We start from the raw sequence: 24,307 nt of genomic DNA, 5'->3' as shown, positions 1-24,307 counted from the left end.
CTAGCGTCGAAACCAACCCTTGCGTTTCAGATAACAATCGCGGTTCAAATCGAAATAGACCGAGTGGCCGTGGGTTTCTAAGAGTGCCAAAAATTTGTGAATCCCACTCGATTCGATCAACCGTCGTTCAGCGTCGCTGATGGTGACCAACCAGAACAATTGGATCGAACTGCCATCCAACTCGGTCGATTGAATGGGTTTTGAATCGGATTCCACGACCGGCAACAAATACACGCAATCCTGTTGGTCGCCCGCTGAAACCACGCCCGGAAGATCATCGAGTACGGCGGTCGTCCCGATCGCGAGCGACTGCTGTTTGCGCAACGGCAGTTTGGCGGCACCACGCAAAATCTGGATAGCCAATTCGTCGGCATGCGTGACGTACAGCAACAGTTCGGCGCGGACACTGCGTTGGCCGTCACCCATCGAGATCGGGTAGTCACTCATCCCACTGGTCACCAGCGTCGTAAAATCACGCGAGTCAGCGGGCGAATGCACCGAGACATCAACACACCACTGCGGATCATCGTCCTGGTCATAACGCTCACATGGACCAAAACGCTGCTGATAGATCCGCTGACGTTCGGCTGCCAACGGGGAACCAGCGTCGGTCGACTCCGGTCGTGCAGCCTCGATCGACAACTCGGATCCAGGCTCACCGACCGCACTCTCACCGCCGGGCTCTGGCACCTCGTCACGTCCATGCTCCTCACGTCCAGGATCGGGACGCGGGATCTTGATCGGCGCGGCGGCGCGGGCGGATGGCTTTTTTGAATGCTCGTCGGCACTCGTTTCGTTGCGACCAAGCACCTGCTTCCAAGAGCTTGGCGAATCCATCGGGCGTGAATCGTTTGCCGAGGCCGCCGACGTGGCAGTGACGATGTGCAGTTCGCGCCGAGTCAATTCGTCTTCGCGGCGCATCAAATCCGCCTCTCGCTTGGACAACGATTCCTGCCGTGCGGCGAACTCCTGTAGCAGATCTCGTTTTTGCTGTTCCAGGTCAGCGTGCTCTTCCCTGCTTGCCGGGATGTCGCTCGCCGGGTTCTGATTGTCGGCGGCGCTCTCGGTGTTGTCGGCGGCGGCGTTGTCGGCCGTCCGAGGCCAGTTGGCAGGCTTGGCGATGGCGGCAGCTGATGTAGCAGTCTGCAATTCGTCTTGCAACTTGGCCACCGCAGACTCTTGCTCGGCCAGTTGCTGCTGGCGGTTCTGCAGTTGCGTTTCTTGCTGTTGCAGTTGCTGCTGAAGTTCCTGGAGCTGCTGCTCACGCTGCTGGAGTTGCTGCTGGGCAGCTTCGATTTGACGCTGGCGATCGTCGAGGTTGGAGGAGTTTGATTCGAGGACCGCTGCGCGGGCCTGCAATTGATGCGACTGTTGATCCAGCTGCCTGGCGCGAATTTCCAGCTGCTCGGCGCGCTCCTGCAATTGGACTGCCAAGGCTTGCTGTGCCGGGTCAGGGGCGACAACCGGGGGTGGTTTTGGCAGCTGATCCTCCGCAGCGGCGGGAAAACTCAGCTCGTCCAATTTCAGCGCCGGAAACCAGCGGCCGTCACCCTCACCGACGCCGGCGTTGGGACGCAGCGCCCCGGCATCGACGTATTTCTGTAACTGCTGCACCGAATACGGTCCGCGTTTTCCGTTTGCCGTCTTGATGTACCACTGCTCTAACATCAATCAATTCGGGGGCGCGGGGTTCGACATAACAAACTTCAAATTCCAGAGGCTTACATTCGCGTACTCGTTCCCTTGGTCAACGCCATGAAGGCGGACTCCAAATCCAATTCCTCTTCGGAAAATCGTTTTAAATCGACATTGTTTTCGATCAACAGTTTCGGCAGGTCGCTGTAATCCTCGACCTCCGGTTTCAAGATCACGCGAATGGTAGCGTCCCCCAGTTCACAACCTTGAACTTTGGGATGGTCTCGCAACAGGTCGGTGATCGCTCCCAATTGATCGGGACGATTGGGTTGAATCACCAGCACCGTGTGCTCACGCACCATTCGAATCACTTCGGTGACTTCGGCATTTTGCTTCAGTTCACCACGGTCAATGATACCGACTTTGTTACAGACGTCGGCAAGTTCGGGCAAAATATGGCTGCTGACGATCACCGTCTTTCCCATTTCACCCAATTTGCGCAACAGGTTTCTCATCTCAATTCGAGCGCGTGGATCGAGCCCCGACAGCGGCTCGTCGAGCAACAGCACTTGTGGGTCGTGCAACATCGTACGGGCCAATCCCAATCGCTGGGTTTGGCCACGTGAGAGGGTGTTTGCGAACGCATCACGTTTGAATTCCAGATCCACGATCTCCAGCATCTCGTTGACTCGTTCACGGCGTTGGAGACCGTTGATGCGGTAGGCCGATGCAAAGAATTCCAGGTATTCGACGACGGTCATGTCATCGTACACGCCAAAAAAGTCGGGCATGTAACCGACCAATCGACGAATCTCTTTAGGCGCCGTGTGCACCGAATAATCGCACACATAGGCTTCGCCCCAGCTGGGTTCCAGCAGGGTGGCGATGATTCGCATGGTGGTCGTTTTTCCGGCCCCGTTGGGTCCGATGAAACCGAACAGGTCTCCGGCTTTGAGATCCAGATCGATACTGCGGATCGCAAACGCGTCGCCGTACTTTTTCGTCAAATCGACTGTTTTGATCACCGTAGTCTCTTAGTTCAGGCGAGTTGAGCGGACGGGCAAGATCACACGAACCATCGACAGCACACGGCCCTCGGGTTGGATCGTCGCATCAGCATCGCCGGCAATGTTTTTGATTTGTAAATCGACCAGCGGTCGTTCGGTCCGCCCGGCCAGCATGCAGCGGTCGTCGACCAACAAATGGGTCAGGTCCAATTTTCCCAATGCATCATGACTGAGACCGGTATACAGCGATCCGCCGGCGGAATCATGGAACATCAACATCTCAGCAACGCGTGAGGCATCACTAAAATCAGCGGCCGACCAGGGGGTGGTTTCCGTCACGTTTTCCTGAAGTGACTGTTGCCGAGACAACCGCCAACGAAAATTCTTTTGACGCAGATCGCCGAGCGACGCGATGCGTGCACCGGCCGGAACACGTGTGGGCAACAGGTACACCCAATTGCGATAGATCAGCACGCCATCGAGCACATCGACGGGCAGTGGATTGACGAATTCGCCACGCAACAACTCACTGCCGGGGCGACGAATGACGCCCAAATCCGCGTCGACCTTGGGGTCAAAGGAGACCTGCATCGCAATCGACTTGCTGCTACGCGGCGCGATCGTCAGCCCTTCGATGGTGGTGTTGATGCCTTCGCTGGGCGATCCATCCACCGCTGATGGGATCACACGATAGGGCGGCAATACGGAATCTTCCCCGGCCAACTGCACCCCGCCGAACCCTTCGCCCGGATAGCCCATCGGATACGCCAGCGAGTGCGACTTGCGTGGCTGGTGCTTTTCGATCGCGTCCAACGACGCCGCCGGTGAATACGTGACGTCGACTTCGGCCGGGCTGTGCGAATACAGATAGGCCCAGGCAAAACCGCGCCCCACTCCATCAACCAAATCCACATCGACGATTTGGAACTGGTTGGCACGAATCAGTCCCAAGCCCGAATCAGCCGCCACGTCCGATTCAGTCCCGCCCTGCAATCGCGGCGCCGCCTGCGTGATCAGGAACACTGACAATGCGATCGCAATCAATGGGAACGTCAGCCAACCCAACAACGGTTTCCCCAGAACTCGATTGACCAATAGATAATCCAGCGGTCCGACCGCTGCAATCAGCAGCATCACGATCACCGAAATCAGCGAAAAACTGAACTGAGGCTTGATGGCGAATTGATCCAACACGCCGCGCATCTGTCCGGCCAGATCATTGAACGATGTCGAACGATCCCCCTCGGTGGTCCGTTGGCTGCGTTCGGAAAATAAATCGCCCACCAACTGAGTGACCAACTTCAATCGTTCCGGCCAGGCTGCAAATAGCGGCGCATCCAAATCCGCAGCGACCACCGTGAACTTGCCAAAACCAATCACGTACTCGGCCGCCAACACCGCCGACACACGCCGCGTCGTCCGACCGGCTATCAAGGGATTGCCGACACGACGTGGCAGTTTGATTCCGCTAAATACATCCAGCGGCGATTGACTGGCGGTAAACGTTTCCAGCGCCGCGGGATCGATCCGTGACAAACTGATTTCCTCCACCGGCAACAGCTTCGTCAACCAGCCCGCTTGCTGGCTGAATGATTCGACGGATTCGCCCAAGCAGGCAAAAATTCGCCCGCCCTCGCGCATCCACTGCACCAACGCGCGCTGCTGTTGAGGGACCATCGCCCGCAGCACCGGCAACCCCGCGGCGTTGATCATCACCAGGTCCACCCCGTCATAGCCCAGCGATTGATGGGGCAGCAGCGTCGCAGAATCGATCTTGGTGACGGCGATGCGGGCGTTTTTATCTGTCAGTACCGTCGAAATCCCGATCTCTGAAACGCCCAAATCGTCACCGATGGCAACCACCCAAGGCATCGCCGGTGGGATCATCGCGGGTTCACGGGCGGGGACACCCAGCGTGGGAAAGCGGGTTTTCACCAACGCCGCCGCGGTTGGCGTTTCCGCGTCGCGAATCACCAGCGGCGCCGCTTCGCTGCCCGGGACCACATAACCCAGTTCCGCACCGGCTTCGATCGACGCCGGCGACATGGGAAAGCTGTTGAAGCGGACTTGCACGCCGTCACCGTCAAGTGTTTCCAGCTGCAGGCCGCTGCGATCCCGCCGCTGGGCATCGCTTTGGTGTCGCAAATGCACGGCCGTGGTCCTGCCGACGCGGTAATGCCCCCTGATGCCAACCACCACCTCCGGCGTGTCAGCGGCGACTACATCACCGACCAAACCGCCCAGGCAAACCAACGCGACCGACCACTGCATCAACATCCAATGGCAGCGTGCTGCCGAAAACACCCACCGGGTCAGCCGGGTAGGAGCGAACTGCTGCGAGAATTCTGTCATGGTTTTTCTGAATTGGGACACTCGCAGACCAGTTTTCCGCAGCCCGGACACCCGCTGCCGTATTTGGCGACCAAGGCGGCATTTAAATCGATCCCGGCAACGTTGGCGATCGTCGACAACCACGCAATCACATCGGCGAATTCTTCGGCCAAATTCTCGCGATCATCTCCACGCAGCGCCGAAGAAAGCTCACCAACCTCCTCCATCAACCACATGAACGTGCCCTCGACCCCCCGAGCGACGTCCTTCTCGTAGTACATCTGGTGAATGTGTCGCTGAAGATCTGCAATCGATAGTTCGGTGGATTCGCTCATACCGGCAGATTGTAACGCGGTGAAACGCTTTCGCGATTGGGGTGGACTCGGTTAGATTGTGGGCGTTGCTAACGATCGCTCCCAAAATCTGACGTTTGACAACACATTAGGCATTCGTACTGATCACCCGGCGGTTTGGTTCCGATTTTCCGGGCCTGATTCGCAGGGAAAATTAGCCCGCTGAAACTTCTTCACAACCCCGCAGCGACTTTCGTTGACAGAATCCGAGCCCCCCCGGCCGACCGCCAGCGTCGCTAAACCCGCCACCGACTTTCATCGGTACCCGTTCTACGCGCCGCGATTCTGGCATGGAATGCGACCGTTGACTTGGTTCGGACTGCTGCGCCAGGGCGGATTCCGAATCCACCCCAGCCGGATCGGTAATCTGATCGGTGTGACGCTGGCGACCCCCTTCAATACGGTGCTGGCGGGGATCCAGCGGGTGATTTTTGGCCGCCGACTCGCCGCCGCTGAACTGCACGGTCCCCCGGTATTCATCATCGGCCATTGGCGCAGCGGCACCACGTTGCTGCACGAATTGATGGTGCGCGACGAACGGTACAGCAGCCCGTCGACGTTTCAATGTTTCGCGCCCCACCATTTTCTGGTCAGCGAGTGGGTGTTTCAAAAGTTCTTTCGTTGGTTGTTGCCGCAGAAGCGGCCGATGGACAACATGGCCGCCGGCTGGGACCGACCCCAAGAAGATGAATTTGCGATCATGAACTTGGGGCTGCCATCGCCCTATCGCCACATCGCGTTTCCCTGTGAAAAACCGGTCGATCTGGATTACTTGGATTTCAAAGACGTCGACCAAACGGCACTCGATCATTGGCTCAAAACATTACGGTCATTCCTGTTGGCCGTCAGCACGGTCACCGGGCGGCCGCTGGTGATCAAAAGCCCGACACATACCGGTCGCATTGCGGCGCTAGCGAAAGAATTTCCCGATGCGCGTTTCATCCATGTCACCCGAGACCCGCGGGCGTTGTTCCCATCGACCTGTCGATTGTGGACCAGTTTGGCGGCCGACCAAGGCATGCAAGTCCCACCGGCGTTGTCCGCTCGGAAACACTCCCCACGCAACGATTCGGCGCGCGTGAGCGATGAATCATCGCCCCCAAAGTTGTCCGCGGAAAAACAATACGTGATCGACTGCATGCAGCGGATGTATGATTCGTTTCATCAAGATCGCGATCAAATCGACGCGAATCGCCTGGTTGACATCCATTACGAAGACTTGATCGCCGACCCCGTTGCGACCCTCGAAACCGTCTATCGATCGCTGCGGCTGAGCGATTTCGAGTCGGTCCGACCGGTCATCGAAAACTGGGCCAACACCGAACATCGCAGTTACCAAACCAACCGCCACCGATTGTCCGAGCAAGACGAAGCGACCATCCGCTCCGCTTGGAAGGACTACTTTGAAACCTATGGCTATGCCAACGATGAACGCTCTCAAGCAGATGACTGAGCTCCACCAGCACGCCACCCCTGTTTCTGGCCTCTGCCAGGCCGGAAATCATGTCGGTCAAAATCCAAATGAACGGGCTGATCGAGCCCGGCTACAAAAGCGACCGATGTTTGCCGCGGCAATCGTTTGTGTTGCGATGCTGATCACAGTGATTGGATGCAATTCTGCTGGCCGCGACGACGCAACCGCTGACTCGACCGACCAGTCAAAATCCGAACAGACGGCTGTCGCCCCCGCGGAACCGTTCACACCGGAAACCTACGAAGCCAGTGCGGAAGATTTGTTGGCCGCCAGATTGCCAGCCAGTGAGGCCGCCGCGGGCTGGGTGCGTCTGTTTGATGGACACACTTTGTTCGGCTGGGAAATCACCGGCAAAGCCAACTTTCGCATCGAAGACGGCGCGATCGTCGTCGACCAAGGCGCCCAGTGCCTGATGTGCACCTCGACGACCTGGGGCGATTTTGAATTGACATTGGAATTCAAAGCGGACGAAAAAACCAACAGCGGCATCTTCATTCGCACGCCGCTGGAACCGGACAATGTGGATTCGGATTGTTACGAGATCAACATCGCGCCGGACGACAATCCATTCCCGACCGGCAGCATCGTCCAGCGACAACATGTCGATTCCGACGCCGCCGGACCGCAAACACCGGGACAGTGGCGCAGCATGACGATCACCGCCCAAGGCCAAGAGATCTCCATCTCACTAGGCGACACCGTGGTCTGCCGCTACACCGATCCTGTCGACCTGGCTGCACGACGGATCGGGCTGCAACACAATTCTGGCAGGGTCGAATTTCGCAATCTGAAAATTCGCCCCTTGGGTTTGAAACCGATGCTCGATGCAGAACTGTCGCAGTGGAAGCAATATCCCGACATGGCGGCCGAGTTCACGATCAACGAGCAAGACGAATTGCATGTCGTCGGTGGCAGCGGCCAATTGGAAACCAAACAGTCCTACGGCGATTTTTTCATGTTGGCCGACTACAAAATCGATCAACCCGACATGAATTCCGGCATCTTCTTTCGCTGTATCCCCGGCGACGTGATGATGGGATACGAATGCCAAATCAACAACGACTTCGAACCGGGTTCACGCATGTCGCCGCTGGATTGCGGCACCGGCGGAATCTTTCGTCGCCAGGACGCTCGCGTGGTCGCCGGCGAAAATGGCCAATGGTCGACCCTGATGCTACATGCCAACGAAAACAAGATCGCGGCCTGGGTCGGCGGCATTCAAGTCAGTGACTGGGAGGACACCCGCGAAGTCCACGAAAACCCTCGCAAAGGCCGGCGGACACTGCCCGGCACGATCATGATCCAAGGCCACGATCCCGGCACGGATGTGCTGTATCGCAATCTACAGATCAGCTCGCTTAGCGAGTAGCCATCGCCTGCGAGACCGCTACTTGGCGGCCGCGATTTGTCGCAGTGGTTTTGGCAGCGGAAACTCCACGGATTCCTCCCGAACCGTGGCGGTCTCGACAGTGGCTCCAAACTCGTTTTTCATCCAGTCCACTGTGGCCTGGACGACCGACTCCGGCGCGCTGGCTCCGGCCGTGATCAACACGGTGTCGCTGTCACAAAAGGCATTGCGATCCAAATCATCGGGACCGTCGACCAGGAACGCCCGCTTGCCTTGATCAGCCGCCAACTCACGCAATCGCGCGCTGTTGCTGCTGTTTTGGCTGCCCAAGACAACCACCACGTTGGCTTCGGCTGACAACGTTCGCACGGCGTCCTGACGGTTTTGGGTGGCGTAACAGATGTCGCCTTTGGGTGGGCTTTGAATACTCGGAAACCGCTCTCGCAGTTTTTCGATGATCCGATTGGCGTCGTCAACACTCAGCGTGGTTTGCGTCAGCAGCGCCAGCTTGGACTCGTCAGCCACCTGCAACTTGGCAACGTCGGCTTCGTCTTCGACCAATACAATCGCTTCGGGCGCTTCGCCCATCGTCCCGATCACCTCGTCGTGCCCTTGGTGGCCGATTAAAACAATCGTGTATCCCTGTTTGGCGTACTTGATCGCTTCCAGGTGGACTTTCGTCACCAACGGACAGGTCGCATCTAACGCGGTCAGGTTGCGAGCCGCGGCGGCGCGGCGAATTTCGGGAGAGACACCGTGGGCTGAAAACATCAACACACTGCCTTCGGGCACCTGGTCAACCGATTCGACGAACACGGCACCTTTCTCTTTAAACCTGTCGACGACGTACTGATTGTGTACGATCTCGTGGTAGACATAGACCGGAGCCCCGAAATGCTCGAGCGTCAAATCCAACGAGTCGACAGCCATATTGACCCCTGCACAAAATCCACGTGGGGCCGCCAGCACAATTTTCATTTGAATTTCCTGAATGTCGTCCGGAAGAACGCTCTCGAATCAATCTCTCTCGCCGCCAGCGGCCGCTGCCGCGCCACAGGCACCCGGTGACGCGCCGCAGGCACCCGACCCTAGCCAACGCGCCCAATTGCGACAAAGCCGGCGCGTCTGTCGCCGGATCGCACGCTCTCACTACGAAAACTTCTTGGTCGCTTCGATTCTACTACCACGGCGACTACGTCAACCGTTTTACAACATTTATGCCTTTTGTCGCACCGCCGATGATTTGGCCGACGAATCCGCCGACCCGCAAATCGCTCTGCGGGGGCTGCAACAGCTGCAAACCGATCTCGATGCGACCTTTGCGGGTGCTCCGCCAGTCGCCGCACCCCCAGGCCTGTTTCCGGCGTTGGCCGAGACGATCGCCGGTTTTGGGTTAAGCAAACAGCCCTTTGACGATTTATTGTCGGCCTTTCGCCAGGACCAGCACTTGGTTGAATACGCAACCACGGCGGAATTGATCGATTACTGCCGTTGCTCGGCCAATCCGGTCGGCCGCCTGGTGCTGGAACTGGCCGGCGTCCGGAACGAAACCACCGAACATTATTCGGACAAAATCTGCACCGGGCTGCAATTGGCCAATTTCTGGCAGGATGTCGCCCGAGACCACCAGATCGGACGGATCTATTTGCCCGGTGACGCCCGCCAGCAGTTCGCGGTCGATACCGAAATGCTGGCCGAACCGCACTCGCCACCGCAACTGCGCCGTTTGCTCGAAAAACTTTGTGACGACGCCGAAGGCTATTTGCGAGACGGATTGCCACTGGCCCATCATATCCCAAGGTGGCTGGCCGGCGACATCAAATTATTTGCTCATGGCGGGTTGGCCACGCTTGCCGCCATCCGCGAAATCGACTTCGACGTGCTGCATCATCGACCGCGGGTTGGCAAGTGGAAACAAATTCAATTGGTCTCCCGCGCCCTGTTGGGCCGACTGTAACGACATGTCCGTCAGCCCGATCACGACCGCCAGCTACCGCCATGTGCAGCGCATTTCGCGTCGCAGTGGTAGCAATTTCTATCGCTCGTTCTGGTTGCTGCCGCGAGAAAAACGCAACGCGATGTGCGCGTTGTATGCCTTTGCACGGATCACCGATGACATCGGCGACTGCAGCGAACCGGCAGCGCTGCGGGCGCGCTGGCTGGATTGGTGGCGACAAACCACCGCCTTGAATCTGATCAGTGATGCACCCTCCGACCAGGTGCTGATGGTCACCGGTCTACCTGCTGACACCTCGGACTGGCCGATCGATCTGGTGTGCCGCGCCCGTCAAATCTTGCCCGCCCTGCGTCACACGACGCGACGATTTCATATCCCCACACGCTACCTGTTGGAAATCATTGACGGCGTTCTGGCGGACCAACAGAAGACTCGGTTCGACACCTACGAACAACTCGAACACTACTGCTATCTGGTTGCATCGGCAGTCGGGTTGGCCTGTCTGCATATCTGGGGTTTTCGCGGTCCGTTACCGATGCGTGCGGCGATCGATTGTGGACTCGCGTTTCAATTGACCAATATTCTGCGCGACATTTCAGAAGACGCGCGCCGCGGACGAATCTATTTGCCGCGTCAACACTATGCGCAACACGGGCTGTGCGAAGACGATTTACTGGAACCCCGCGCCGACGACCGATTGGGTTGTTTGATCGCTGATGAAATCCGCCGCGCCAAAACCTTGTACGCCAGCGGTTGGAATGTCTGGGATTCATTGGATGATGATGGCCGCCCAATGTTTTCGATGATGTGGCGGACCTACCGCCGCTTGCTTGATCGAATCGCCGAAGACCCCCGCGCCGTCGCCTCACGTCGCATTCGATTGAGCACCGGCGAACACCTGGGCCTCGTCTCGCAACACTTCTTCACGCCAATCTTCCGTCGCTTGCCGGTGCCGCCAACGGAAGTCGCCGAGGCCAAATCGTGACGATGCAGCGCGTCGTGATCGTCGGCGCCGGGATCGCCGGACTCTCAGCGGCGGAAGCACTGTCACGCGTCGCACCCTGGTTGTCGATCACCTTGCTGGAATCAAAACGAGTGCCCGGCGGACGCGCCGGATCGTTTCACGATCGCGACCAAACGGATCCGGTCGACTATTGCCAACACGTCGCGATGGGATGCTGCACCAACTTCATTGACATGATTCGGCAAACGGGCTTGCAGGACCAATTCCGTTGCGATTCGGAGCTGACGTTCCTGTATCCCGATCAGCCGCCCAGCCGGTTTGTGGCAAGTCGCTGGCTGCCGCCGCCATTGCACTTACTCGCCAGCCTCGATGCCCAGCGGTACCTGACCGCAGCGGAGAAACGGCAAATCAAACGCGGGCTTTGGAATTTGATGCGGACATCAACCTCCAGCCTGAACGACTGCGTCGCGGCCGATTGGCTGGATCGATACGGACAAAGTTCGGGCTGCAGAAAAAAGTTTTGGGACGTGATCCTGGTCAGTGCCTTGGGAGAAAAAACGGAACACGTCTCGATGGCCGCAGCCCGCAAGGTCTTGATCGACGGCTTCGCTGCAGCTCGCGGCGCCAGCGATGTTTGGATTCCGATCAGCCCACTGGCGACGGTGTTCGGCCGGCGGATGCAGCAGTGCCTCGTCGACCGGGGCGTCGACGTACGCTGTGGCCGCCCGGTTCGCCAGATCACAGCCGATGCGACCGTGATTTTGGCCGACGACGGACCTGAGACTGATGACGTGATCAGCGCGGATCATGTCATCTGTGCAGTGCCCTGGCATCAACTGCATAAACTGTTTGACCGCTGGCCCGCCGCCGAGCGGAAAAGGTTGCCCGATTTGGAATCGATTGCCAACATTCCATCGTCACCGATCAGCGGACTGCATCTGTGGTTCGATCGACCGATCACCGATTTGCCACATGCCGTGATGGTCGGCACCACCGTCCAGTGGGTGTTCCGCCGGCCCCATGACGCAGGCCGTGAATACGACTCGCATTACATTCAGTGTGTGATCAGCGCCGCAGCAGATCTGACACGCTTCAGTAAACAACAATTGGTGGATCACGTCATCGCTGAATTGCGTCACGCCTTTCCCAGGGCGCGTGAGGCGCTGTTAAAACAACATCGCGTGGTTACCGATCCCAACAGCGTGTTCTCGATTGGTCCCGACGTCGATGCCATTCGCCCCCCCACGCAAACGGCATTCGACTGGCTGACGTTGGCCGGTGACTGGACCCAGACGCAATGGCCGGCGACGATGGAGGGCGCCGTGATCAGCGGTCGTCGTGCAGCCGAGCACATTTTAGAATCTTGCCAAGACCAGCACCCGGCGAATGCTGCGACCAACGCCCCTGTGGTTTGCCCAGGACTGCCGCGAGGTAGACTTGCCCGGTTGTTGATCCGCACCTGACTGTGTGGTTGCCGTGCGGGTAAGATTGAATCAGGGAAACCCTTTTCTTGCAGCGAGTCGCTAGGCGTGGACATCTCACTACCGGACCATCTAGACGAACGACTGAGGTGGTTGCAGGCCCCAGGCGAATCGGCGCATGATCCCGGTGAGTTCGTGTTGTACTGGATGCACAACGCGCTCCGCGCTCACGAGAATCCGGCACTGGATGTGGCAATTTGTTTGGCACGGCAAAACGGATTGCCAATGCTGGTGTATCACGGGCTCAACGAACAATATCCCTATGCGTCCGACCGCCATCACTCGTTCATGTTGCAAGGCCATCGCGACGTGCAACGAGAATTGGCCGATCGCGGCATCACCGCCGCGTTCCATTTGCAACGGCACGGGAAACGTGGTCCCTATCTGCGCAGCCTGACGCGTGCCGCAGCGGTTTTGATCAGCGAAGAAATGCCGGTTCAGCCTCTGTGCGGTTGGATGGAACGCCTGGTCAGCACCTGCACCACTCCGATCGCCACGGTCGATTGTTCCTGCATCGCACCGGTGATGCAGGTCGATGACGCCCCCACCAACGACACCGAATTTCGGCTGCATCTGCAACCGCTGTACGAGCAACGCCTGCACCGGGTTTACCAGGAACAGACCATCGATGCAGATGTTGGGATGTGTGACCTGGAATCGCTCAACCACTCGCTGGGATTGGAACCCCTGTCGCTGCAAGACGCTGACTTGGCAGCACTGATCGGCCAATGCCGGATCGACCATTCGATCGCACCGGTCGCGGACACACCCGGCGGCACCCGAGCCGGGTATCGCCGCTGGGATGCGTTCAAACGAAATGGTCTGATGCAATATTCGCATTGCTGTGACAATCCGACGTTGGCGTTGGATGGATGCAGCCGGATGAGCGCTTACCTGCACTATGGAATGGTCAGCCCATTTCGTATTGCGCGTGAAGCGGCGACTGCCGGCGCCCGACAGTACTTGGACGAACTGTTGACGTGGCGCGAGATGGCATTTCACTTCTGCTATCACCACCGCGATGTCGTCGACACGCTGGAGGCGGTTCCCGATTGGGCCCAACAAACGCTCGCTGAACACCGCGGCGACCCACGTGAGGAAAACTGTAGCTGGGAAACGTTGGCCCGTGCGGCAACCGGCCGACCGCTGTGGGACACCGCACAACGCTGTCTGCTCCGACACGGCGAACTACAAAACACTGTCCGCAAAACTTGGGGCAAAGCACTGTTGCCTTGGTTGCATTCGCCGGATCGAGCGCTGCAATTGTTGTTGGACTTGAATCATCGCTTCTCGCTTGATGGCCGAAACCCATCGTCCTACGGCGGTGTGCTGTGGTGCTTTGGACAGTTCGACCAACCTTGCCAACCCGAACAACCGGTGATCGGACGCATTCGCCACCAGGACATCGATCAACTGGCAAGTCAAATGGATATGGACCGGTTTCGCCAAATCGCCGATCGGCCGATTGCCGCAAAACTGCCTCGGGTGGCCGTCATCGGCGCAGGCATTGCCGGGCTTGCCGCTGCCCGAACGCTGGTCGACTATGGCATCGATGTCAGCGTGTTTGACCAAGCCGACGCCGTCGGAGGTCGCGCCGCGACGCTCTCGATCCCGATCGGGGCGGGCGACAGCGCGACAGCCCGTTTTGATCACGGCGCGCAATATTTCACCGCCCGTGACTCGCGGTTCTGTCGACTGGTGCAAAGCTGGATTCATGACGGACTGGCCGAGCCCTGGATGGGACGTATTGTTCAACTGGCTAACAACGGTCAAATCATTGCCGAAAAGAACGACACGCCCCGGTATGTCGGCGCGGCAGGAATGAGTGCCGTCGCAGAACATTTGGCAGCCGACCTGTGCATCGAGCATCAGACCGCGGTCATCGGTTTGTCTCGCGTTGAAGATCGCTGGGAACTCGAAATCGATCGCACCAGCAACGACGCTGTCGACAGCGGCTTGTTTGATGTGGTGATTTCCAGTTGCCCACCCGCTACGACCGCTGCCCTGTTTCAACAACACAGCGATCTGGCCGCGATCGCAGACCAAGTCACGATGCGACCTTGCTGGGCCGTCCTGTTGGCGGATCCGTCACTCAATCGGATCCCCTTTGACGGTGCATTTGTGGACGACAGTCCGATCGGATGGATCGCCAAGAACGGGCATAAACCAGGCCATGGCGAAACGCCCACCTGGGTGGCACATGCGTCGGCGGCTTGGTCGCAATCGCATCGTGACGCATCCCCCCAAGACATCATCGACCAGCTGACCGCGCCACTGGAAATGCTGTTGGGCAAACCCTTGAATCAACTCGCCCACATCAGTGCCCACCTGTGGTCCCAGGCCATGCCGGCCAATCCACTTGACCAGGACTGTTTGTTTGATGCGGCGACCGGACTCGGTGCCTGTGGTGATTGGTGCGGCGGCACGCGGATCGAAGCGGCCTATCTAAGTGGCATCGCACTGGCGGGAACACTGTTGCGTCGCTACACCATCGATCGCCCCGCCGTTTGCGTTCGCACGGCCAAACAGCCATCTTCGATCATGCAGTGAGCTCGCAAGCCAAGCCAGCCGACAACCTCGGTCGGGTGGCATCAAGCTGATGCGAATGCCGTTTCCCGATGTCGCCTGCCCGCCACAGGCGATCGCAGTAAGGGCCGATAGGGGTGGCAAATTTTTCGGTGCGGGTTCCGGGGCAAATTCTCGCGTGTAAGGGGGATCCCAGAATCAGAGTCGTGCGTACGATTTCTGACAACAAAACACCCGTCTCTCTTTCAGCTCACAGCAACAACGCTTGTCTGCAGGAAATTTAGCTTTAATGTTCCGATCTTTGGCATTTGTGCTCGCCACCAGTCTGACCGCTCTGCACGCCTCCGCCGGCGTAATCAACGACTTTAACCTGATTGCATTGGGCAACGTCACCGGCACCAGTGAAGTGGAAGGCCGCACGCTGGTGTTCGGGAATATCAATGGCAGCGCAAAAAACTTTGCGGTCAACAGTGCAGCGCTGACAAAACCTGTCACAACACCGGGTGTGAACCAACAAGACGGATTGATCGTCGGCGGCAAGGTTCATGGCACCATTCAAGTCAATCAAGGTGGAGTCCGTGTGGGTGGTTCGAGCACAGGAGCTCACATCAACAACGCCGACTACACGACGTTCAATGACGCCGAAATCCCAAGCTTGCTGTCGCAAACGCTGACCGAGATCGGGCAGACCACCAGTTACCTCAATTCGCTGACAGCCAACAGCACGGCGAATCTGAAAGACATGAACAAAGCGATCTTCACCAGCACGCCGGGCGTCGATCGCACCGCAGTGTTTGATTTGGATGCATCCCTTTTCAAACGAAACGGGTCGATGGATCTGCAAGGCGATTTGGATGCTGATCTGTTCTTGTTCCGCTTCGACGATATCAAAATCGCCGGCGGCACTGCGTTCAATGTGTTCAACGAAGAATTCGGATTGGACAAGTTCCAAGAACGAATCGTGTGGTACTTTCCCAATGCCACGACAGTGACTCTGCCAAATGGGCTAGGCGGATCCGTGATCGCTCCGTTGGCCGACCTGACACTTCGTTCACCGATCGAAGGCACGGTTGTCGCTAACAATGTGCATTTGACCGGCGAGATCCACTTGCCATCCACGACGCTAGACATCCCGACTGTTCCCGGCCGCGACCCCGATTCCGACGGCAGCGTGCCGGAACCCTCGTCGATGGCGACGTTTGCACTGCTCGCGATCGGCGGACTGTTGCGTCGCCGATCACGAGCCTAAGCGGTAGGCCCCGGCCCGGCGAGGGATTCCGTCAACACGCTTCATCCCTCGCTGACGCGTTTTGAAGATACGTTCTCGCGTCAGGCATTGGTTTTTGGTAACCCGACGCGTGAGCGAGGGATCCCATCAACCGGCTAAATCCCTCGCTGACGCGTCGGGTTGCGATTGAAACGCAACTTCAAAACTCAGGCGTCGGGTGATGAAAAACCGATGCCCACTTTGGACAAAACGCAAAACCATCAGCCGGCACGCGCTAGCGTCCGGTCCGCCCGGAAACCGTGCACTAGCGCACCTCGGCTGATGGCGCAAACCTGGTGTTATCTTTCACCACCTACGAAAGTGACTTCAACAGTTTTTCGATTTTCTCGGGATCCTGTTTGGCATTCACTTGAGCATCCTTGTAGATGATCTTGCCGTCGCGGTCGATCACGAACGTCCAACGTTTGGTCGTCGCCGTTCGCAGCAGCAACATCTCGGTGCCTTTGATCGTCTGCTTGACGGTCTTTTCGCCCAAAGCGACGGGGACGCCAAATTTCTTGGCGACCTCGCCGTCGGTATCAGCCAGCAACGTGAAATTCAAGTCGTGGGCTTTCTTAAACACTTGGTGGTTCTTGGCTGAATCGCCACTGACACCCACCACTTCCACCCCCGCGTCGGTGAACGTTTCCATTTTGTCACGGTAGGCACAGGCCTGTGCGGTGCAACCGCCGGTCATGTCGGCCGGGTAGAAGTACAAGACGATGATCTTTTTGCCGACGTGATCCGCCGACTTCCATGTCATGCCGGTGTCATCGGTGGCTTCAAATTTGGGAGCATCGTCGCCAACTTCCAGTGTTGTTTCGGCGTTGGCATAGCCGGCAAAAACCAGTAGGGACAGGAAAGCAATCGCACGCATCGCATTAGCTCATCGGTTGAAAGGGGTGAAACAGTCGGCCGGGTCGTACCCGGCCTATTTTTGCAGATTCAAAAAGTACTCGTTGGTCGGGTACTTGTTGTACTTCGACGGCTCGGCATTGACGCTGGGCAATCCAGCCGCATGCGTCTTGATCACCGTCGACATCTCCGACTGCGATGCCAAATTATTCCATTCGTTGGGATCCGTTTGTTGGTCGTACAACTCCATCGATCCATCCTCATAGCGATAGAACCGATAACGTTGTGATTGCACCGCATGGTTGTTCTGACCATAGGTTGTCACCGTGAAGTGATCCCAAGTGGAATCCGGATCATCGACCAACGGCTTGATCGAACGGCCTTGGTTCATTGGGTTGGCCGGCAATCCACACAGATCCAACAACGTCGGATACAAATCGATCAATCCGACCGGTCGGTCACACACCGCTGCCCTGCCCTGGTTCGATTCTTGTCCCGGCCGGGCAATGATCAGCGGGACGCGATTCGCCCGATCCCACAAAGCTTGTTTGGCAAATCGATTCTTCTCGCCGACGTGATAGCCGTGATCCGACCACAATACGACGATGGTGTTGTCCGCATAGTCGCTGTTTTCCAATGCGTCGAGCACCTTGCCAACTTGCGCATCGACAAACGTCGTGCAGGCCAAATAGCTTTGAACAATGTTCTTCCACTGCTTGGTTTTGATCGCCCACTCGGTGGTCGGCATCGCCGGCAATTCATTCACGCGGCGTGACAATCCCGGCACATCCTGCAAATCTTCTGGCAAATACGGTGGCAGTGTGATGCCATCGATCGGATGCATGTCGAACCACTTTTGCGGGCAGTACCACGGCACATGTGGCCGCATGAATCCGACGGCCAAAAAGAACGGCTTGTCGTGTGATTTGCCCAGTTGCTCGACACCATAGGCGGCAATCTTGTAGTCCGGCATCTCTTGATCGGTCTCTGGAAACGCTCCCCAGTCGGTCTGAGTGCTGCCGATCTTTTCCGGAAACCATGCCGGGTCGTATTGAAAACGTTTTTTCGGCTTGGGACCGAAACTGGCGTGGCCACCATAATCATCAAACACGCCGGCGCGGTCGCCATTGTGAAAGAGTTTGCCGCAGGCCAGTGTGCGGTAGCCTTGCTGCTCGAAATAGTCCGGCAACAACGTCACTTTGCCAGTGATCGCGCTGGCCTGGGGAATCTGATTGTCGTTGATCTGTGCGTAGATCCCCGAGGTCGACGGCAATAGTCCGCTGAACAGGCTGGCGCGACTAGGGCCACAGATCGGGGCTTGGCAATGCGCATTGGAGAACAAAACCCCGCGCGCCGCCAAGCGATCGATGTTGGGCGTGATGGCACCGGGATGCCCGCCCAGACAACCCACCCAATCATTCAAATCATCGATCGCAATGAACAACACATTGGGCGCAACATCAGACGTATCGGTCGCGGCGGACGGATCCGCAACCACGGGTGTGGTCACCGAACATAGAATTCCGGCGACCAGACCCAATAGTATCGATTTCATCAACGAGCATCCGTTTCGCAGCAATCAGCGACTGTGTGGTGAAGAATGAACAGGCGTCAGCGGTCGGTCAAGCGTTTGTTTTCACCTTTGCATTGTCGGCCACATTGACCCAGACGTGGACGTGCGGAGCACCGCGGTAGTGCCAAACAAACGAGGGGCCTTCCAGACGCCAGTTGTCCCAGACCTCATCTTTGCCGATGTCATTGTCAGAGAAAAACGACAGCGAACACGCGTCCAACCCGCCCTGTGTCTTCAAACACTGCATGGCTTCTTGCTGGTCACTCTCGCGATACATCTCGACCAATAAGCCGAGCGTCTTTTGCAGGTGCTCTCGTTGGTCCGAGGACATGTCGGAAACCGGCAGCCCACTGGCAGGCGTTTTGCCACGGAAATCAACCGCCTGCTCACGCGGCGTCTTGGCGACCAGTGCTTGCTTTTGCTGACGCCCGTCAAGCATCTTGTAGACATTATTAGCAGCAACGGCTTGGTCCCAAAACACATTGCCGGTGTGGTTTGGCCCCTCGTTGTTCTCGGGCGCATGGCCGTAAAAAATGGGTCCACCAAAGGCAACGTGATCCGCCGAATTGCCGTCACAGCGCAGCGTCATGTGCCGCCCGGTTAACACCAATTCAAATTTGCCCTCGTTCGGTTTTCCAAAAATGGCAATGGACTGTTCATTACCGAACCCGCCGGCATCGTCTTCCAGCTGCTGATAGTAGCGCTCGTGCCAGGCCGGGTGGATGATCGATTCGAAGACACCGGTGATCAACTCTCGTTGCTGATCGCTGTAAAAATCATCGTTGATCTCCGGTTCGGTGATGTTCCAATTGTTGGCAACAAAGGTTCGCAGCAACCCGCGTTTGTCTTCCTTGTGATCCCAATCGAAACAAATTTGTTTGCGTTGCTGGTCCGACAAAGTTTCATACAGCCGTCCGACCAAGCTTTCCGCCGAGGTTGAAGCGGGTTCGACCGTTTCGGCGTGGCCAAACGAGCCGACACTGCCGACGGCAGCCGTGGCGGCGGCTGCGGTGGATGCGTTCTTGATGAAGGTACGACGATCGAGCCTAAGATTTTCAGACATCACGTTACCTGAGGGGGAGAGGTGGGAGAGTTGCGGTTACCATAGCGGCAACCTTAGATTCTAACCGAATCTCACCACCCGCTGCCTACCCGCGATGGAAACGATCACATGAAACTGGCCAACCGCCATTGTTTATTTGCCTGTCTATTGGTCTTGATCGCCGTCTGGGGTCCCACCAATGTCACCGCTGCAGAATCCCCCACACTCCAAATCGTTCGTTTTGACCTGGACGTGACACCACCGGTCGGTTCGATGATGGCCTATGATCCGGTCGTCCGCGTGGGCGAACTGGGATTGCGATGCAAAGGCATCGTGTTGCTGGGTGCGGAAAAACCGATTGTGTTGTGCGCCTTCGACTGGATCGGAATCGCCAATGAATCACATGACGCCTTTCGCGAGACCCTGGCCGAGGCCGCTGGAACCACACCCGACCGCGTCGCCGTGCACGCTCTGCACCAACACGACGCACCACGCTGTGACTTCACCGCTGAACAATTGTTGCACCATGCCGGATCCACGCAGCTGGGTTCATTTGCTAGTTCTCATCAACGCCAAGTCCTAAACGAACTGCGACGGGTTGTGTCCGAGGCCATGCAGCACCCGCAACCGATCACCCACGCCGGATTCGCGGAGGCAGAGGTTGAAAAAGTGGCTTCCAATCGCCGCCTGTTGGGGGCCGACGGATTGGTCAAAGCCACCCGCTACACGACCTGCCTGGATCCGGAACTGCGTGCCGAGCCCGATGGCACGATCGATCCGCAACTGTGTTGCCTGGTGTTCTACAACGATCACCAACCGGTCGCTTCGTTGACCTACTACGCATGCCACCCACAAAGCTACTATCGCACCGGCGTTCCGAGTCCCGATTTCCCCGGCATCGCACGCATCGCGCGCGGCCAAGACGTGCCCGACACGATGCACATTCACTTTAATGGTGCCGGCGGCAACATCGGCGCCGGCAAATACAACGACGGCAAGAAAGAAAATCGTTTGATCTTGGCCGGGCGTGTCGCTGCGGGGATGAAGCAGGCGTTTGACAGCGCCGAGCGGTTTCCGATCACGCCCGATTCCATCCGCTGGAAAGTCAAACCGGTCTCGCTGCCACCGGCGCCACACTTGAATCGTGAATCATTGGAAACGGCATTGCAATCGCCGACCAAAGAAATCATCGAATCGGTACCTGCGGATCTGGCTTGGCTGATCCGCTGTGAATCGGGACATAAAATCAACCTGACCTGTTTGAGCGTCGGTGACGTCCGCGTGTTATCGATGCCAGGCGAACTGTTTGTCGAATACCAACTCGCCGCCAAACAGATGCGGCCTGATTTGAAGGTCGCCATGGCAGCCTACGGTGACTATGGACCAGGCTACATCGGAACTGAAGTTGCCTATGGACAAGGCGGCTATGAAACCAGCCAACGGGCCTCGCGAGTCGACAAGAGTTGCGAGAAAATCTTGATCGATGGTATCAGCGAATTGCTTGAGGTGACGCCATGAGATCAATCCCTTGCACCCTGCTGGCCCTCTCGCTGGTTGTCGGCGGTCAACGGCCCGTCCCCGCAACCGACTTTGCCGATCAATTGCCACGCATCCCTCCGGTCGCCGCCAGCCAAACATTAGACGACTTTGAAGTTGCCGATGGTTTTCAGATCGAACTGGTCGCGTCCGAACCCATGGTGACCAGTCCCGTGGCGATCGAATGGGACGCCAGCGGCGCTTTGTACGTTTGTGAAATGCGCGGCTATAGCGAGGACCGGGACGATGGGATCTCTCGCATCACCCGCTTGGTCGATCTCGACAACGATGGGCACTACGATCAACGCACCGTGTTCGCCGAGGGATTGCTGTGGCCGACCGCATTGTTCCCCTACGATGGTGGCCTGTTGGTCGCCGATGCGCCACACATCTATTCCTTACGCGACACCGATGATGACGGGGTTGCCGATGTCAAAACCATGCTGTTCAGCGGTTTTGCGACCAGTAATGTGCAAGGTCTATTGAACTGTTTTCGCTGGGGTTTGGACAACCGAATTCACATCGCTTGCGGAACCGTCGGCGGGCGTGTTCACGCGGTCAATCAAGATGAATCATCCGCCGTGGAAGTCCGTGGTTACGATTTGGCGTTTGATCCCAAGACCAATCAGTTTTCGCGGACCAGCGGCGGCGGTCAACACGGTATGTGCTTTGATGATTGGGGCCGCAAATTCGTTTCTTCCAACAGCGATCATCTGCAACAAGTTCTATACGAAGATCGCTACATCGCGCGCAACCCATTGCTTACCGCGCCGGCCGCCCGGCAATCGATCGCCGCCGATGGCCCTCAAGCAGAAGTGTTTCGGATCAGCCCCGTCGAACCATGGCGACTGGTGCGAACGCGATTGCGAGTGGCGGGACTGGCCCGTGGCCCGATCGAAGGCGGTGGGCGACCGGCTGGCTACTTCACCGGCGCCACCGGAGTGACGATCTACCGGGGTGATGCCTGGCCGGATCAGTCGACGCCGATCGCATTCATCGGCGACGTCGGCAGCAATTTGATCCATCGCAAACAACTCCAGCCCAATGGCGTCCCGCTGATCGGACGACGAATCGATTCAGCGAGTGAGTTCGTTGCGTCCACAGACATTTGGTTCCGACCGGCGCAATTTGCTTGCGGGCCAGACGGCACGCTTTGGGTCGTCGACGTTTATCGCGAAGTCATCGAGCATCCGGCGAGTCTGCCGCCAGAGATCAAACAACACTTGGACCTGACCTCCGGTCGCGAGCGTGGGCGGATTTATCGTGTCTCGCCAGATGGTTACCAACATCGACCTGCACCGGATCTGGCCGCGGCATCCACGTCAGACTTAGCGAACTCTCTACAACACCCCAACGCTTGGCACCGCGAAACCGCCGCGCGTCTGATCTATGAGCGTCAGGACAAATCCGTCGCCGATCAGCTCCGTCGGCTTGCAGGCGACCAGGAATCAGCGCTCGGACGACTACATGCAATGTATGCGCTAGATGGACTGCACGAATTGCATGCCGACGATGTCATCGCACGACTCTCGGATCCACATCCACAAATCACTCGTCACGCGATCCGTCTGGCCGAACAATTCGCCAGTGACGCCCGGGTGATTGCTGCGATGCGGACTTTGTTAAAGCACCCTTCCCTTGAAGTCCGCTACCAACTCGCGTTTTCACTCGGTCAGATGCAATCGGACTCGGATGCAGAGCATTCATTGGCGAGGGATCTGGCAACGATCTTGCAACAGTCTCCCTCCGATCGATGGATCCAAACAGCGGTCGGTAGCTCGGTGGCGAACGATGCGACGGCATTGTTTGTCGACTTGGTTCAGTCAAATGTGGATGAAGCGACGAATGAGTTCCTGGCGCGTTTGGCGGGACAAATCCAGCGTCAAAACCAACCGTCTTCGCTGCACGCCGCACTGGTCGCAGTCACCAAAGCGGAACCGCACGCCAGCTTGCTGCCGTCATTGGCGATTCTGCGCAAAGCGGACTCGGTCAGGCGAGACAAGGAATTGAATCAGCGCGCCGATCAGACCTTTGCAGAACTGGTTTCACTTTCGGCAAACGAGTTAACTGACCCGTCGCAACCGGAATCCAGACGCATCCGTGCGATCCGGCGAATCGCTTACGCCGACCAGCAGCAAGCCTTGCCGGTGCTGGTCAACGTCCTCCGCAGTTCACCGTCGGCCGACATGCAACTGGCCGCCCTCGATGCAATCGGCCAGTACGATTCGGCGCGGGTAGTCGAAGCGATTTTGGAACAGTGGCCTCAGTGGAGTCCACGCTTGCGGAGTGCGGCCGCTGACGTGCTGTTTGCCACGACGGCACGAACCCAGGCGGTGATCGATCAGATCCATGCCGACGCGGTTTCGGCAGGCGATTTCTCGCGTTCCCGTTGGGCTCGTCTGGCGACCAGTTCGGATCCGACCGTCAACCGGTTTGCCAAGGACTACTTGGCTGCCAACCCATTGGAGACCCGCGAGTCTGTCGTCGAGAAATATCAAACAGCACTGCAACTCGAAGGCGATTCGGGGCGCGGCCGCGAGGTCTTCAAACAGCACTGTGCTGGTTGTCATCAAGCCGGCAAAATGGGGCATGCCGTTGGTCCCAGCCTGCAAGCCGCACAGACGCGCGGCCCAGAATCAATCCTGGTCAATGTGCTGGACCCCAATCGCGAAGTCAATCCGCAGTACATCAACTACGTGGTGCTCACCCAGGACGGACGAACGCTCAGCGGCATGTTGGCATCGGAAAACACCGCCAGCATCACCCTGCGACGCGCCGAATCGGCCACCGACACGCTGCTACGCAGTGACATCGAACGATTTCACAACAGCGAAAAATCGATCATGCCCGAAGGCTTCGAAAAATCGATCTCCCCCCAATCCATGGCCGACCTGATCGCATTTCTAATGCAACCCTCAACCCTCAACACAAACTGACAAAAAAGCACTGTCATGGTCG

General features: G+C 57.7%; 17 protein-coding genes. 9 read left to right on the top strand and 8 right to left on the bottom strand.

Going from position 1 to position 24,307, the window contains the following annotated elements:
* Genes NHH03_RS24450 through NHH03_RS24435 form a run of 4 tightly spaced genes read right to left on the bottom strand, consistent with a single transcriptional unit; the run spans position 1 to position 5,308 of the window.
* On the bottom strand, positions 1-1,668 hold the full coding sequence (locus NHH03_RS24450; protein ID WP_253160712.1) for a suppressor of fused domain protein: 1,668 nt from the start codon (positions 1,666-1,668) through the stop codon (positions 1-3).
* Positions 1,669-1,721: 53 nt separating this feature from the next.
* Complete coding sequence (locus NHH03_RS24445) at positions 1,722-2,660, bottom strand: ABC transporter ATP-binding protein (RefSeq protein ID WP_253160710.1); 939 nt, start codon at positions 2,658-2,660, stop codon at positions 1,722-1,724.
* A 9-nt stretch (positions 2,661-2,669) separates the two neighbouring features.
* A complete protein-coding gene (locus tag NHH03_RS24440) occupies positions 2,670-4,994 on the bottom strand; it encodes a hypothetical protein (RefSeq protein WP_253160708.1) in 2,325 nt (774 codons plus the stop codon).
* Complete coding sequence (locus NHH03_RS24435; protein ID WP_253160706.1) at positions 4,991-5,308, bottom strand: MazG nucleotide pyrophosphohydrolase domain-containing protein; 318 nt, start codon at positions 5,306-5,308, stop codon at positions 4,991-4,993. The genes NHH03_RS24440 and NHH03_RS24435 overlap by 4 nt, the downstream gene beginning before the upstream one ends.
* Before the next feature lie 214 nt (positions 5,309-5,522).
* On the opposite strand from NHH03_RS24435, the gene NHH03_RS24430 reads away from it, so the two are divergent.
* A complete protein-coding gene (locus tag NHH03_RS24430) occupies positions 5,523-6,779 on the top strand; it encodes a sulfotransferase family protein (protein WP_253160704.1) in 1,257 nt (418 codons plus the stop codon).
* Between the two features lie 106 nt (positions 6,780-6,885).
* Entirely contained in the window at positions 6,886-8,169 is a 1,284-nt protein-coding gene (locus NHH03_RS24425; protein WP_253160702.1) for a 3-keto-disaccharide hydrolase, read from the top strand.
* 18 nt (positions 8,170-8,187) lie between these two features.
* Here the strand turns inward: NHH03_RS24425 and ispH are convergent, their stop codons facing one another.
* A complete protein-coding gene (gene ispH / locus NHH03_RS24420) occupies positions 8,188-9,126 on the bottom strand; it encodes a 4-hydroxy-3-methylbut-2-enyl diphosphate reductase (protein WP_253160701.1) in 939 nt (312 codons plus the stop codon).
* 13 nt (positions 9,127-9,139) lie between these two features.
* On the opposite strand from ispH, the gene hpnC reads away from it, so the two are divergent.
* The 5 genes from hpnC (at position 9,140) to NHH03_RS24395 (ending at position 16,325) form a co-directional block, all read left to right on the top strand.
* A complete protein-coding gene (hpnC, locus tag NHH03_RS24415; protein ID WP_253160699.1) occupies positions 9,140-10,105 on the top strand; it encodes a squalene synthase HpnC in 966 nt (321 codons plus the stop codon).
* Between the two features lie 4 nt (positions 10,106-10,109).
* Entirely contained in the window at positions 10,110-11,090 is a 981-nt protein-coding gene (locus tag NHH03_RS24410) for a phytoene/squalene synthase family protein (protein ID WP_253160697.1), read from the top strand.
* Positions 11,091-11,092: 2 nt separating this feature from the next.
* On the top strand, positions 11,093-12,532 hold the full coding sequence (gene hpnE, locus NHH03_RS24405; RefSeq protein WP_253160743.1) for a hydroxysqualene dehydroxylase HpnE: 1,440 nt from the start codon (positions 11,093-11,095) through the stop codon (positions 12,530-12,532).
* A gap of 66 nt (positions 12,533-12,598) precedes the next feature.
* Positions 12,599-15,100 (top strand): NAD(P)-binding protein, encoded by a 2,502-nt coding sequence (locus NHH03_RS24400; protein WP_253160695.1) that lies wholly within the window; start codon positions 12,599-12,601, stop codon positions 15,098-15,100.
* A 265-nt stretch (positions 15,101-15,365) separates the two neighbouring features.
* Entirely contained in the window at positions 15,366-16,325 is a 960-nt protein-coding gene (locus NHH03_RS24395) for a collagen-binding domain-containing protein (protein ID WP_253160693.1), read from the top strand.
* Positions 16,326-16,656: 331 nt separating this feature from the next.
* Here NHH03_RS24395 and NHH03_RS24390 read toward each other — a convergent pair whose 3' ends face one another.
* From NHH03_RS24390 to NHH03_RS24380, 3 genes are all read right to left on the bottom strand, one after another.
* Positions 16,657-17,220 carry a peroxiredoxin gene (locus tag NHH03_RS24390; protein ID WP_253160691.1) on the bottom strand — a complete coding sequence of 188 codons (564 nt, stop codon included), beginning with the start codon at positions 17,218-17,220 and terminating at the stop codon, positions 16,657-16,659.
* 54 nt (positions 17,221-17,274) lie between these two features.
* Entirely contained in the window at positions 17,275-18,753 is a 1,479-nt protein-coding gene (locus NHH03_RS24385; protein ID WP_253160689.1) for a sulfatase, read from the bottom strand.
* A gap of 67 nt (positions 18,754-18,820) precedes the next feature.
* The gene (locus NHH03_RS24380; protein WP_253160687.1) at positions 18,821-19,834 is read right to left on the bottom strand and encodes a DUF3500 domain-containing protein; all 1,014 of its coding nucleotides are present in this window, start codon (positions 19,832-19,834) and stop codon (positions 18,821-18,823) included.
* Positions 19,835-19,942: 108 nt separating this feature from the next.
* Here NHH03_RS24380 and NHH03_RS24375 point away from each other — a divergent pair, with 108 nt between their 5' ends.
* Together NHH03_RS24375 and NHH03_RS24370 are read left to right on the top strand one after the other, a co-directional pair.
* On the top strand, positions 19,943-21,331 hold the full coding sequence (locus NHH03_RS24375) for a hypothetical protein (protein WP_253160685.1): 1,389 nt from the start codon (positions 19,943-19,945) through the stop codon (positions 21,329-21,331).
* A complete protein-coding gene (locus tag NHH03_RS24370) occupies positions 21,328-24,285 on the top strand; it encodes a PVC-type heme-binding CxxCH protein (RefSeq protein ID WP_253160683.1) in 2,958 nt (985 codons plus the stop codon). Before NHH03_RS24375 ends, NHH03_RS24370 begins: the two co-directional genes overlap by 4 nt.
* The last annotated feature ends 22 nt before the right edge of the window (positions 24,286-24,307 follow it).

Origin of the sequence: Stieleria tagensis, assembly GCF_024129865.1 — a bacterium.
Lineage (GTDB): Bacteria > Planctomycetota > Planctomycetia > Pirellulales > Pirellulaceae > Stieleria > Stieleria tagensis.
The sequence above is the reverse complement of the archived record's forward strand: the minus strand, read 5'-3'. Positions and strand labels throughout refer to the sequence as shown.